The organism is Bradyrhizobium sp. ISRA442 (assembly GCF_038085055.1).
In the GTDB taxonomy this organism is placed as follows: domain Bacteria; phylum Pseudomonadota; class Alphaproteobacteria; order Rhizobiales; family Xanthobacteraceae; genus Bradyrhizobium.
The window spans coordinates 55,511-69,148 of record NZ_JALGCN010000015.1; the positions used below are offsets into that span (position 1 = coordinate 55,511).

Below are 13,638 nucleotides of genomic sequence, written 5' to 3' on the forward strand. Positions count from 1 at the left end.
CCTGCAATGTATCATGACACCGCGATCGTGACCTGCCTCGCCGTCGCATTCTACTTCTTCACTTCGACGCAGGTCGCGCGTGCCCGCATCCGCTATGGCGTGATGCTGCCGTCGATCTCCGGCAATGCGGATTTCGAGCGCATGTTCCGCATCCAGATGAACACGCTGGAATGGATGCCGATCTTCCTGCCGTCGCTGTGGCTGTTCGCGATCTATATCAGCGATGTCATCGCGGCGGCGCTCGGCCTCGTCTGGATCCTCGGCCGCATCGTCTACTTCGTCGGCTATCGCGAGGCGGTGGCCAAGCGCAGCCCGGGATTCGCGATCCAGGCCTTCGCCTGCATCATCCTCTGGGCGGGCGCGACCGGCGCCGTGGTGTGGCGGCTGGTGTGAGGGGCGCTGCGGCAGCAACTCCGATCTCGGCCGTCGTCCCGGACAAGCGCAGCGAAGCGGAGCGCTGATCCGGGACCCTAACCACAGAATGCGGTTTGGCGAAGATTGGTAACCACGATCTCGCGCCACAACTTCTCCCTGGGGTTATGGGTCCCGGCCTTCGCCGGGACGACACGGAGGTTGTGGCGCGGGCGTTGCCTTTTCCCGCTACTTCGTCAGCGGGCAGCCGCTTTCCTTGGCGCTGAAGAATGCCTTGTCGCCGGGGACGGTGGCCAGCAGCTTGTAATAGTCCCAGGGCTTCTTCGACTCCGAGGGCTTCTTCACCTCGAACAGATACATGTCGTGGACCATGCGGCCGTTCTCGAGCACCTTGCCTTGCGCGAAGGCGTCGTCGACCGGCAGCTCCTTCAGCTTCTTGGCGACGGCGTCCGGATCCTTGGTGCCGGCCGCCTTGACCGCCTTGAGATAGCTCAGCGTCGCCGAATAGGTGCCGGCGTGGATCATGCTCGGCATCCGCCCGGTGCGCTTGAAGAAGCGCTCGCCGAGGCTGCGCGTCTTGTCGTTGAGATCCCAGTAGTAGCCCTCGGTGAGCACGAGGCCTTGCGCGGCCTGGAGGCCAAGGCCGTTGACCTCCGCGAGTGTCATCAAGAGGCCCGCAAGCTTCTGGCCGCCGGTGACGATGCCGAACTCGGCGGCCTGCTTGATCGAGTTGGTGGTATCGAGGCCGGCGTTGGCGAGCCCGACGATCTTGGCCTTCGAGCTCTGCGCCTGGAGCAGGAAGGAGGAGAAGTCCGACGAGTTGAGGGGAACGCGGACCGAGCCGACCACCTTGCCGCCATTGGCGGTGACGATCTCGCTGGTGTCCTTCTCCAGCGCGTAACCGAAGGCGTAGTCGGCCGTGAGGAAGAACCAGGTGTCGCCGCCGGCTTTCGTCAGGGCGCCGCCGGTCCCGACCCCGAGTGCGCGGGTGTCATAGGCCCAGTGAAAGCCGTAGGGCTGGCAGGCATCGCCCGTCAGGCGCGATGTTGCGGCCCCCACGACAATGTCGATCTTCTTTTTTTCCTTCGAGAGCTCGTGGATCGCGAGCGCGACCGAGGACGTCGTCAGCTCCGTGATCATGTCGACGTTCTCGACATCGTACCAGCGCCGCGCGATCGAGGTCGCAAGGTCCGGCTTGTTCTGGTGATCGGCGGTGACGAGCTCGATCTTCTGGCCTAAAACTTCGCCGCCGAAATCCTCGATCGCCATCTTGGCGGCTTCGACCGACCATTTGCCGCCGTAATCCGCATAGACGCCGGACTGGTCATTGAGAATGCCGATCTTGACGCCCTGTGCGGACGCCGGCGCCGCCAGCAATACGGCAGAGGCCGCAGCGGCCAAAAGTGCTGATTTCATATTTTAACTCCCAGCAGTCTTCTGTTGTGAAATCGGGCGGATACTAGTGAAGAACCCCGCCCCTGCCCATCCATTTCGGCCTCAGCCGTTAGTATGGCGGGTGTGCGCTAAATCCAATGCCGTCGTCCCGGCGAAGGCCGGGACCCATAACCACAGGATTGGGTTTGGCGATGACTCGCGGTTACCAGCTTCACGCCACAACCACTCCCTGGGGTTATGGGTCCCGGCCTTCGCCGGGACGACACCGTGATTGTGGACACGTCAGTGGCCGCTACACTGACGCGCAATCACCCCGCAATCTCCGCCTTCTTCCCGCGGCCATCGGCTAGATTGCGCACGACCACGTAGAAGATCGGCGTGAAGAGCAGGCCGAACAGGGTGACGCCGATCATGCCGAAGAAGACGGCAACGCCGACGGCCTGGCGCATCTCCGAGCCCGAGCCGGTCGAGATCACCAGCGGCAGCACGCCGAGGATGAAGGCGAAGGACGTCATCAGGATCGGCCGCAGGCGCAGGCGGCAGGCCTCGATCACGGCCTCCAGCCGCGGCTTGCCTTCCAGCTCGATGTCGCGGGCGAACTCGACGATGAGGATCGCGTTCTTCGCAGCTAAGCCCACCAGCACGACGAAGCCGATCTGCGTCAGGATGTTGACGTCCTGCCCCATGATGCGCACGCCGATGGTGGCGGCGAGCAGGCACATCGGCACGATCAGGATCACCGCAAACGGCAGGCTCCAGCTCCCATATTGCGCGGCGAGCACGAGATAGACGAACAGCACGCAGATCGGGAACACGAACAGGCCCGCATTGCCGCCGGTGACCTGCTGATACGACAGGTCGGTCCATTCGAACGAGAAGCCGCTCGGCAAGGTATCGTCGGCGAGCTTCTTGATGGTGTTGAGCGCGGTGGTCGAGCTCGTGCCCGGTGCCGGCTCGCCCTGCAGTTCGGAGGCCGCATAGAGATTGTAGCGCGCGACGCGGTCGGGACCCGAAACGTCGCGGAAATCGACCACGCTACCGAGCATCACCATGTCGCCGGACGCGTTGCGGGTGCGCAGCCGCGACAGATCGCTGGTCTCTTTCCGGAACGGCAGGTCGGCTTGGGCTGTGACGTGGTAGGTGCGGCCGAACAGGTTGAAGTCGTTGACGTAGGTCGATCCGAAATAAGTCTGGATCGTGTCGTTGATGCTGGCGATGGGAACGCCGAGCTTCTGCGCCTTGGTGCGGTCGATGTCGACGAAAAGCTGCGGCGTGTTCGCCGTGAACGGCGAAAACACCGAAGTCAGAGTGGATGCCTTGCGCGCGGCGGCGACCAGCTCGTCGGTCGCAGCGGCGAGCATTTCCGGTCCGCGGCCCTGGCGGTCCTGGATGCGGATCGTGAAGCCGCCGCCGGTGCCGATGCCAGGCACGGCCGGCGGCGGAATGACGATGATGAAGGCGCCCTGGATCGCGGCGAGCCGCTTGCGCAGCTCGGCGGTAATGGCGTTGGCGGACAGGCCCTTCTTCAGGCGGACCTCGGGCTCGTCGAACACCGGAAACAGCGCCGCAGCATTGCCGGCCTGGGTGCGCGTCGCGCCCGAGAAGCCGGCGAAGGCAGCGACGCGAACGATGCCCGGCGTATCCAGCGAGATCCGCTCGATCTCGCGCACCACCTCGGTGGTGCGCGCCAGCGACGCCGCGCCCGGCAATTGCACTGAGATGATGACGTAGCCGCGATCCTGTGCCGGAATGAAGCCCTGCGGCGTGGTCACGATCAGCCAGCCGGCGCTGCCGATCAGCACGACGTAAATCAGCAGCATCACCACCGAATGCCGGATCACGAAATTGGCGGCGCCGGCATAGCCATGTGACAGCCGGTCGAACACGCGGTTGAAGACGCCGGTGAAGGCGCCCCAGCCCCGCGCGATGACATTCCAGGCCGCCGGCGGCCGCTTCTCTTCATGCGGCACCAGTATCTGCGAGGCCAGCGCCGGCGACAGCGTCAGCGAGCAGAAGCAGGAGATCGCGGTTGCGACCGCGATGGTGACGGCGAATTGCTGGAAGAACTGTCCGGAAATACCTCCCAGGAATGCCGTCGGCACGAACACCGCGCACAGCACCAGCGCGATCGAGACCAGCGCGCCGCCGACCTCCTCCATGGTCTTCAGCGCGGCATCGCGCCGGCTCAGGCCGTGCTCGAGATGGCGCTCGACATTCTCGACCACCACGATGGCATCGTCGACCACGATGCCGACGGCGAGCACGAGGCCGAACAGCGTGAGATTGTTGATCGAGAACCCGAGCGCCGCCATCACCGCGAAGGTGCCGACCAGCGAGACCGGGATCGCGATGATCGGAATGATCGCGGGCCGCCAGCCCTGCAAAAACACCAGCACCACAATGACCACCAGCAGCATGGCCTCGTAGATAGTCTTGATCAGCTCGTGGACGGATTGCGCGATGAACTCGGTCGGGTTGTAGCCGATGTTGTAGTCGAGGCCCTTCGGAAAGCTCGCCTTGAGCCTGGTCATCGTATCGGAAATGTTCTTGGCGGTGGCCAGCGCGTTCGATCCTGGCCGCTGGGTCACCAGCATGGCGACCGCCGATTTGCGCAAGAGGAAGCTGTTGGTGGTGTAGGACAGCGCGCCGAGCTCGATGCGGGCAACGTCGCGTAAGCGCACCGTGCGGCCGTCCGAGCCGGCCTTGATCAGGATGTCCTCGAATTGCTTCTGATCCTTCAGTCGCCCCGTGAAGGTGAGATTCGGCTGGAAGGCGCGGTCCGCGATCGGCGGCTCCGCGATCTGCCCGCCCGCGATCTGCACGTTCTGCGCACGGATCGCCGCGAGCACTTCGGTCGAGGTCAGGCCGAGATTGGCGATCCGGTCAGGATCGAGCCAAAGTCGCATCGAATAGTCGCGTGCGCCGAAAATCTGGATATCGCCGACGCCGTCGAGCCGCAGGAGCTGGTCGCGAACCTGGAGCAGCGCATAGTTGGAGATGTAGAGCTGGTCGAACGTGTCGTCGGGCGACAGCATGAACACGACCATCAGGATGTCGGGCGAGTTCTTGCGCGTGGTGACGCCGTTGCGCTGGACTTCCTCGGGCAGGCGCGGCTGCGCGATCGCGACGCGGTTCTGCACCAGCACCTGCGCCTTGTCGAGATCGGTGCCGAGCTTGAAGGTGACGGTGATGGTGAGCTGGCCGTTCGAGGTCGCCTGGCTGTAGAGATACAGCATGTCCTCGACGCCGTTGATCTCCTGCTCGATCGGAGCAGCGACCGTGTCGGACACGGTCTGCGCGGAGGCGCCGGGATATTGCGTGGTGACGACGACGGTGGGCGGCACCACCTGCGGATATTCGGAGACCGGCAGCGTGGTGTAGGCGATCGCGCCGACGATCAGGAGCACGATCGACAGCACCATCGCCAAGATGGGCTGGTTGATGGAGAGGCGGCCGAGATTCATGACTTGCCACCGGCCTGCACTTGCGCTGTGTGCGGGTTGACCTTGGCGCCGACACGGGCGCGCTGGATGCCGTCGACGATGACGCGATCCTCGGCTTTGAGCCCTTCGCGGATCACGCGCAGGCCGTCATCGAGCGGCCCGAGTGTCACGGCGCGCGCTTCGACGGTGTCGTCCGGCTTGACCACGAACACGATCTTGCGGGACTGGTCGGTCGCGATCGCGACGTCCGGGATCAGGAGCGCCTCATAGGGCGCGCTGCCGATCAACCGCACGCGGGCGAATTGTCCCGGCAAAATCGAGAGATCGGTATTCTTGATCACGGCACGGCTACGCAGCGTGCCGGTCGAGACGTCGAGGCGGTTGTCGAGGAAGTTGATGGTGCCCTCGTGCGACGGCTTGGTTTCGCCGGCGAGCGTCACCTGGACCGGGTTTGCCGTGTCGCGCGAGCTCGGGCGGCGGCCTTCGAACCACAGCTTGCTGTACTTGATGAACGTCGCCTCATCCATGTCGAAATAGATGTAGATCGGATCGAGTGTGACGATCGAGGTGAGCAGCGTCGAGGAGCCGGCGTCGCTGCCCTGCACGAGATTGCCGGGGCTGACGAGATGACGGCTGACGCGGCCCGTGATCGGCGCCACCACATGCGTGAACTCGATATTGAGCTTGGCGGCCTTCAGCGCGCCTTCGGCCTGCATCTCGGCGGCGTGCGCGGCCTGCAGCGCCTGGCGGCGCTGGTCGACGACCTGTTCGGAGACGGCACTGGTCTGGACCAGGTTCAGGCCGCGGTCGAGCTCGCGCTTGGCTAGCTCCACCTTGGCACGCGCGTCCGACAACTGTCCCTCCGCCTGCGCGGCCACCGCCTCGAACGGACGCGAGTCGATCACATAAAGGAGATCGCCGGCATGCACGATGGCGCCGTCCTGGAATTCGACCGAGTTGACGTAGCCGCCGACGCGGGGACGCACCTGCACTTCCTCCACGGCCTCGAAGCGGCCGGTGAATTCGTCCCAATCGGTCACGGTGCGCTTGGCCGGCTGGGCAACTGTGACGGCGGGCGCCGGCGGGGCGGCGGCCTGCGAGGCCGGCTTCTCACAGCCGGCGAGCAAACCGGCAACGGCGAGCGCCAGGACCGCAGAAAGGGCAGGCGGCGCGGATCGCCTCCGAGCTGGGTGCAGTCCTCGGTTCGGCTCGCTCATGTCTTGCCCTCTTCCTTGGTGGCTACGGCAACAAACAGGGTAGCTTCTTACCCGCAGGCGGCACAAGATGGGTTTCGATGATGAAACCTTCAAGACGAGAAGAACACGCAATTTCTTGGGTGGATGATCCTAGCCGAGTGGACGGGTTGACAGAAGGAAGGTCGCGCGCGCACGCGGCGATAATCGGGCGGATGCGAATGAATTTACGCGCCGGGCTCCGGAATGGAGTGGCAGGTGCGAGGCCCACGAAGTGACCTTCCCCTGGAGGAGGGTCGGCACGCAATCGAGCAGAGCGAGATTGCGTGACGTGGTGGGGTGATCTCTCCGCCCGGACACCGTTCAACGCGGAGAGACCGTCACCCCACCCCGCTCGCGCTTCGCGCGTCGACCCTCCCCCTCCAGGGGAGGGTCAACTCAGCTCCAGCGTCTTCGCACATGACGCAGGCCATTGCGTCGGCTAGATTGTGCACACAAAAACAAGACGAATTGTCCGGGAGGACAGCCGTGCACCAAGGACGTGTCGTTTTCGGCGCGATCGAGGAGGTCGTGTTCGGCCATCCGGCCGCCGAGGCCATTCTGGCGCAGATGGACCGGTTGGGATCGAACCGCGCCTTCCTGATGGTCTCGGGCACGCTGAACCGGCAGACCGACGAGATCGCGAAGATCAAAGAGACACTGGGCGCGCGTTGCGCCGGCGTGTTCGATGCCATGCCGGCCCACACGCCGCGCGAGGCGGTGATCGCGGCCGCCAATGCAGCACGGGACGCCAGGGCGGATCTGATCGTCACCGTCGGCGGCGGCTCGATCACCGACGGCGCCAAGGCGGTGCAGCTCTGCCTTGCCAACGACATCGACGATATCGACGGCATCGAGCGCATCCGTGTGCACAAGGGCGTTGCACCGGAGATGAATGCACCCTTGGTGCGACAGGTCAGCGTACCGACCACGATCGCCGGCGGCGAGTTCAGTTCGATCGCAGGCGTGACCGACCGTAGCACGCATGTGAAGCAGATGCTGCGCCACCCGCTGATGGTGCCGCGCGCGACTATCCTCGATCCCGCCATCACCGTGCACACACCGGAATGGCTGTTCCTATCGACCGGCATCCGCGCCGTCGATCATTGCGTCGAGGCGATTTGCTCGCGCGAGACGCACCCTTATGCCGACGCGCAATCGATGAAAGGCCTTGCCATGCTCGCCGACGCGCTGCCGCGAGTGAAGGCCGATCCCGCCGACCTCGACGCGCGCATGGACGCGCAGCTCGGCACCTGGCTGTCGATGGGCGCGCTTTCGGCCGGCGTGCCGATGGGCGCCAGCCACGGCATCGGCTACGTGCTCGGCGCCGCCTTCGACGTGCCGCACGGTTACACCTCCTGCGTCATGCTGCCGGCGGTGATGCGCTGGAATGCGACTGCCAATGCCGAGCGCCAGCAGGTCGTCGCAGCCGCGATGGGCTTCCCCGGCCAGGATGCCGCCAACGTGCTCGACGCCTTCATCCGCTCGCTCGGCATGCCGCGCAGCCTCACGGAAGTGCGCGTATCGCCGGAGCATTTCGACGCCATCGCCGCGCAGGCGATGCGCACGCCCTGGGTGCCGCGCAACCCGCGCAGGATCGATGGCCCTGCGCAGGTACGCGAAATCCTGCTTCTCGCCGCATAATCCAAGCCGGAGGATCGATGTACACAGGTACGCATGCCCGCCTACGCCCGCTCCAGCCCGCTTTCATCATGGCCGGCACCGGCGAGACGGTGACGTATCGCGAGTTGGAGGCGCGCAGCAACCGCCTCGCGCATCTGTTCCGCAAGCAGGGCTTGAAGCGACTCGACCACTACTCGATCTTCATGGAGAACAATTCGCGCTATCTCGAAGCCTGCGGTGCAGGCGAGCGTTCCGGGCTCTACTATACCTGCATCAACTCCTTCCTTACGCCGGGCGAGCTCGCCTACCTGCTCGTCAACAGCCAGTCCAAGATCCTGATCACGTCGGTGGCGAAGCTGGACATCGCCCGCGAGGCGATTCAGGCCTGTCCCGACGTCAAGCTCTGCATCGTCGCCGACGGCCCAGGCGAGAGCGATCGCATCGTCGGGCTGGCCGAGATAACCGCCGATCTGCCGGGCACACCGGTCGCGGACGAGTGGCTCGGCACGGCGATGCTTTATTCGTCGGGCACGACGGGACGGCCGAAGGGCATCTTGCGGCCGCTGCCGCAGGAGCCGCCCAAGCACAACCTGCCGCTGTTCGATTTCCTGACGAAGCTTTGGCACTACCGCGAAGGCATGGTCTATTTGTCGCCGGCGCCGCTCTATCACTCGGCGCCGCAGGCCGCGGTCAACCTCACGATCCGCATGGGCGGCACCGTGATCATCATGGAGAGTTTTGACCCCGAGCGGTATCTCCAACTCGTCGAGAAATGGGGCATCACCCACACTCAGCTCGTGCCGACGATGTTCTCGCGCATGCTGAAGCTGCCGGAGGAGGCGCGCGGCCGCTACGACCTGTCCTCGCTCGAGATTGCGATCCATGCCGCCGCGCCCTGCCCGGCACTGGTCAAGGACGACATCATCAAATGGTGGGGGCCGATCATCCACGAATATTACGGCGCGACCGAAGGTCTTGGCTTCACCGCCTGCAATACCGAGGAATGGCTCGCGCATCGCGGCAGCGTCGGCAAGGTGCTGCTCGGTGACCTCCACATCCTCGACGAGAACATGAAGGAATGTCCGACCGGCACCGCTGGCACCGTGTGGTTCAAGACGGGATCGCCGTTCGAATACTTCAACGACCCCGAGAAGACGAAAGAGGCGCGCTCGCCCGACGGCAGCATGAGCACGGTCGGCGACGTCGGCTACGTCGATGCGGACCGCTTCCTCTATCTCACCGACCGCGCCACCTTCATGATCATCTCGGGCGGCGTGAACATCTACCCGCAGGAATGCGAGAACCTGCTGATCACCCACCCGAAAGTCGCCGATGCCGCGGTGTTCGGCGTGCCCAATACCGATCTCGGCGAAGAAGTGAAGGCCGTGGTACAGCCGATGCCGGGCGTGGTGCCGGGGCCAGCACTCGCCGAAGAACTAATCGCCTTCTGCGGCCAGTCGCTATCGCGGCAGAAGGTGCCGCGCTCGGTCGATTTCGAGAAGGAACTGCCGCGGCTGCCGACCGGCAAGCTTTACAAGCGGCTGCTGCGGGACCGGTATTGGGGCAACAAGGCGTCAAGGATTGTGTGACTCTTCGCCTCTGCCCGCTTGCGGGGAGAGGCCGGAATTCAAGCGAAGCTTGAATTCCGGGTGAGGGGGCGCTTCCGCGAGTCCAACTGCCACCGCCCCCGCGGAGACTCCCCCTCACCCCAACCCTCTCCCCGCAAGCGGGGCGAGGGAGCACTGCGCCGATGCGGCTACAGTGTCGTCCCGGATCTGCGCTCCGCTTCCCTACGCTTGTCCGGGACGACGAACTTGCTGACGCAGCCTACCCCAACATCTGCGTGTCACCACATATCGAGATCGCCTGGCCGGAAATGGTGCGGCCGCGCGGGCTGCACATGAACAGGATCTGGTCGGCGATCTGCTCCGGCGTGACGTAATCCTTGATAGATGTATAGGAGAACGCGATACGCTCCATTTCGGTGTAGGAGATGCCGCGCTGCTGCGCCTTGGCCTCTAGCACGCGGCGCTGGCGGTCGCCGGCGACGAGGCCCGGCAGGATGGCGTTGACGCGGATCTTGTCGGGGCCGAGCTCGATCGCCAGCGACTTGGTCAGGCCGATCACGCCCCACTTCGACGCCGCGTAGGGCGTACGCATGGCGAAGCCGACCTTCCCCGCCGCGGAAGAAATATTGACGATCGAGGCATTCTTGCTCTCGCGCAGCAGCGGCACGGCAAGCCGCGTGCAGTTGAACTGGCCGGTAAGGCAGACCTCGACGCAGCGGTCCCAGTCTTCCGGATTCATCTCCTCGATCTTCGCCGTCGGGCCGGCGATGCCGGCATTGTTGACGAGCACGTCGAGGCCGCCGAGCGCGCGGACCGCCGCGTCGAACATCGTCTTCACCGCGGTGCGGTCGGACACGTCGCATTGCGAGTGCGTCAGTGCGGGATCGCTTTTGGCAAGGGCGGCGAGCGCCATCTCGTCGACATCGCAAACATGCACCTTTGCGCCCTCGCCGGCGAAACGGCGGGCGATTGCAAGCCCTATGCCGCCCGCACCCGCGGTCACCAATACGCGCAAACCTTTGATGTCGAGATCCATGATGGCTCCAGTCGGTCCGAAATGCTAAGCGTGACCTTAGATCACAGCCCGCTTCGAGTTAAAACCGGGAGTTAAAGTCCATGGCCCGCAAAGTCATCATCACCTGTGCCGTCACCGGCGCGATCCACACGCCGTCGATGTCGCCAGCGCTGCCCGTGACGCCGCAGGAGATTGCGGATGCGGCCGTAGAGGCCGCGGAAGCGGGCGCTGCGATCGTGCATCTGCATGCGCGCAACCCCGAAACCGGCCAGCCGGATCAGTCGCCGGAGGCCTTTGCGCCATTCCTGAAGATCATCAAGCAACGTTCCAACGCGGTGATCAACCTCACCACCGGCGGCTCGCCGACCATGACGGTGGACGAGCGCGTGCGCCCCGCAGCGGTCTACAAGCCGGAGGTCGCCTCGCTGAACATGGGCTCGATGAATTTCGGCTTCTTCGGCATGCTCAACCGCTTCAAGACCTTCAAGCATGAGTGGGAGCGTAAGCATGTCGAGAACAAGGACATCGTGTTCCGCAACACCTTCCAGGACATCGAATTCGTGTTGAAGACGCTGTCGGAGACCGGAACGCGCTTCGAGTTCGAGTGCTACGACACCGCGCATCTCTACAATCTGCAATACTTCCTTGATCAAGGCCTGGTGAAGCCACCACTGTTCGTCCAGACCGTGTTCGGCCTTCAGGGCGGCATCGGCCCGCACCCGGAAGATGTGCTGCACATGAAGCGCACGGCAGAGCGGCTGTTCGGCGACAAGTTCGTCTGGTCGGTGCTGGGGGCCGGGCGACATCAATTGCCGATCGCGGCGATGGCGGCGGCCATGGGCGGCAATATCCGCGTCGGCCTGGAGGACTCGCTGTGGGCCGCGCCGGGCCGGATGGCGTCCTCGAACGCCGAGCAGGTGCGGCTCGCCCGCAAGATCATCGAAGGCCTCGGCCTCGAAGTCGCGACCTCGGATGAGGCGCGCGAGCTGCTGCACCTGAAGGGCGGGGACACGCTGCAGGTGTAGGCTCGAGACGCTCGCAACGACGAGCGGTGTCTAAGCGAGATATCTCACCAACGTCGTCCTGGCGAAAGCCAGGACCCATACCGCGGAATCCATCTGCGGAGCGTACGGTGCAAGTCCCAAACGACCAGTCTTCGCCAAACTATTCCCTGGGGTAATGGGTCCTGGCTTTCGCCAGGACGACATGGGGAACCTCTCACATTATGCGGGAGCGCCGTGCGACCTTACGTCATCCGAATTACCAAGGCCGCAGAGGGCCTTCGCCGGTTGCCTCCCTCCGCCCGCGTCGCTATCGTCACGATCAACAGGCCGCAAAAGGCCGGTGTCCAGGGAGGATGAGCATGCGGAGCGTGTGGGCGCTCGCCGCAATGGCGGCGCTATCTGTGCTGACGACCTCAACCACAACGCTCGCCGGCGAGCCCAAACAGGGCGGCATTTTGCGGATGTATCACCGCGACAGCCCCGGCAACGCCTCGATCCACGAGGGCGCGACCTATTCGCTCAACGTTCCCTTCATGCCGGTCTTCAACAACCTCGTCATCTACAAGCAGGACGTGGCGCAGAACAGCATGGACACCATCGTCCCGGAACTCGCGGAGAGCTGGGCGTGGGTGAACGACAACAAAACGCTGACCTTCAAGCTTCGCCAGGGCGTGAAATGGCATGACGGCAAGCCGTTCACCTCGGCGGATGTCAAATGCACCTTCGACATGCTGATGGGCAAGTCGCAGCAGAAGTTCCGGCAGAACCCGCGCAAGGCCTGGTACAACGAGGTCAACGACGTCACGACCAACGGCGATCTCGAGGTCTCCTTCAACCTGAAGCGGCCGCAGCCCTCGCTGCTGGCGCTGCTCGCCTCCGGCTATACGCCGGTCTATCCCTGCCACGTCTCGCCCGCCGAGATGCGCACGCATCCGATCGGCACCGGCCCGTTCAAATTCGTCGAGTTCAAGGCCAATGAATCGATCAAGCTGACCCGCAACCCCGACTATTGGCGCAAGGGTCGGCCCTATCTCGACGGCATCGAGTTCACGATCATTCCGAACCGCTCGACCGCAATCCTCGCCTTCGTCGCCGGCAAGTTCGACATGACCTTCCCGACCGAGGTTTCGATCCCGCTGCTGAAGGACGTCAAGTCACAGGACCCGACGGCGGTGTGCGTCGTCGAGCCCAACAACGTCTCGACCAACATCATCGTCAATTCGACCGCACCGCCGTTCGACAATGCCGATGTCCGCCGGGCGATGGCGCTGGCGCTCGACCGCAAGGCTTTCGTCGACATCCTCTTCGAAGGCCAGGCCGACATCGGCGGCACCATGGAACCGGCTCCCGCGGGACTCTGGGCGATGCCGAAGGACATGCTGCAGAGCATCCCGGGTTATGGTCCGGATGTAAAAGCCAACCGCGAGGAGGCGAAGAAGCTGATGCAAAAAGCCGGCTACGGACCGGACAAGCATCTCGCGGTCAAGGTCTCGACCCGCAACATCCCCGTGTACCGCGACCCCGCGGTGATCCTGATCGATCAGCTCAAGAGCATTTACATCGACGGCGAGCTCGACGTCGTCGAGACGGCGAACTGGTTCCCGAAAGTCGCGCGCAAGGACTATATGCTCGGTCTCAATCTGACCGGCAATGCCGTCGACGATCCCGATCAGTCCTTCTACGAGAACTATTCCTGCGGCTCCGAGCGCAACTACACCAATTACTGCAACAAGGAGATCGAGAAACTGTTCGACGTGCAGTCGCAGGAGACCGACATCAACAAGCGCAAAAAGCTGGTGTGGGAGATCGACAAGAAGCTCCAGGAGGACGTTGCCCGGCCCATCATCTTCCACGCGCGCACCGGCACGTGCTGGAAGCCCTATGTCAAGGGCGTGACGGTCATGTCGAACAGCTCCTATAATGGCTACCGCTACGAGGACGTGTGGATGGACAAGTAGCGCAGGCGGCGGGCGGCTGACGAGCTCG

The 13,638-nt window shown here is 64.1% G+C and carries 9 protein-coding genes; 5 read left to right on the top strand and 4 right to left on the bottom strand.

What is annotated here, in order from left to right; genetic code table 11:
- The first annotated feature begins 6 nt into the window (after positions 1–6).
- Positions 7–393: an MAPEG family protein gene (locus MTR72_RS27180; protein ID WP_280967179.1), complete on the top strand. Its 387-nt coding sequence runs from the start codon at positions 7–9 to the stop codon at positions 391–393.
- A gap of 207 nt (positions 394–600) precedes the next feature.
- Here the strand turns inward: MTR72_RS27180 and MTR72_RS27185 are convergent, their stop codons facing one another.
- From MTR72_RS27185 to MTR72_RS27195, 3 genes are all read right to left on the bottom strand, one after another.
- Positions 601–1,788 (bottom strand): ABC transporter substrate-binding protein, encoded by a 1,188-nt coding sequence (locus tag MTR72_RS27185; protein WP_280967180.1) that lies wholly within the window; start codon positions 1,786–1,788, stop codon positions 601–603.
- A 287-nt stretch (positions 1,789–2,075) separates the two neighbouring features.
- On the bottom strand, positions 2,076–5,231 hold the full coding sequence (locus tag MTR72_RS27190) for an efflux RND transporter permease subunit (protein WP_280967181.1): 3,156 nt from the start codon (positions 5,229–5,231) through the stop codon (positions 2,076–2,078).
- Positions 5,228–6,427, bottom strand: coding sequence for an efflux RND transporter periplasmic adaptor subunit (locus tag MTR72_RS27195; RefSeq protein ID WP_280967182.1), 1,200 nt, complete (start codon positions 6,425–6,427; stop codon positions 5,228–5,230). The genes MTR72_RS27190 and MTR72_RS27195 overlap by 4 nt, the downstream gene beginning before the upstream one ends.
- A gap of 504 nt (positions 6,428–6,931) precedes the next feature.
- Between MTR72_RS27195 and MTR72_RS27200 the strand changes: the two genes are divergently transcribed.
- Positions 6,932–8,086 carry an iron-containing alcohol dehydrogenase gene (locus tag MTR72_RS27200; RefSeq protein ID WP_280967183.1) on the top strand — a complete coding sequence of 385 codons (1,155 nt, stop codon included), beginning with the start codon at positions 6,932–6,934 and terminating at the stop codon, positions 8,084–8,086.
- Between the two features lie 17 nt (positions 8,087–8,103).
- Positions 8,104–9,654, top strand: coding sequence for an AMP-binding protein (locus MTR72_RS27205; RefSeq protein WP_280967184.1), 1,551 nt, complete (start codon positions 8,104–8,106; stop codon positions 9,652–9,654).
- A 238-nt stretch (positions 9,655–9,892) separates the two neighbouring features.
- On the opposite strand, the gene MTR72_RS27210 is transcribed toward MTR72_RS27205, so the two are convergent.
- Positions 9,893–10,669 carry an SDR family oxidoreductase gene (locus MTR72_RS27210; protein ID WP_280967185.1) on the bottom strand — a complete coding sequence of 259 codons (777 nt, stop codon included), beginning with the start codon at positions 10,667–10,669 and terminating at the stop codon, positions 9,893–9,895.
- Positions 10,670–10,749: 80 nt separating this feature from the next.
- Between MTR72_RS27210 and MTR72_RS27215 the strand changes: the two genes are divergently transcribed.
- The gene (locus tag MTR72_RS27215; protein WP_280967186.1) at positions 10,750–11,673 is read left to right on the top strand and encodes a BKACE family enzyme; all 924 of its coding nucleotides are present in this window, start codon (positions 10,750–10,752) and stop codon (positions 11,671–11,673) included.
- A 338-nt stretch (positions 11,674–12,011) separates the two neighbouring features.
- Positions 12,012–13,610, top strand: coding sequence for an ABC transporter substrate-binding protein (locus MTR72_RS27220; RefSeq protein ID WP_280967187.1), 1,599 nt, complete (start codon positions 12,012–12,014; stop codon positions 13,608–13,610).
- Positions 13,611–13,638 lie beyond the last annotated feature (28 nt).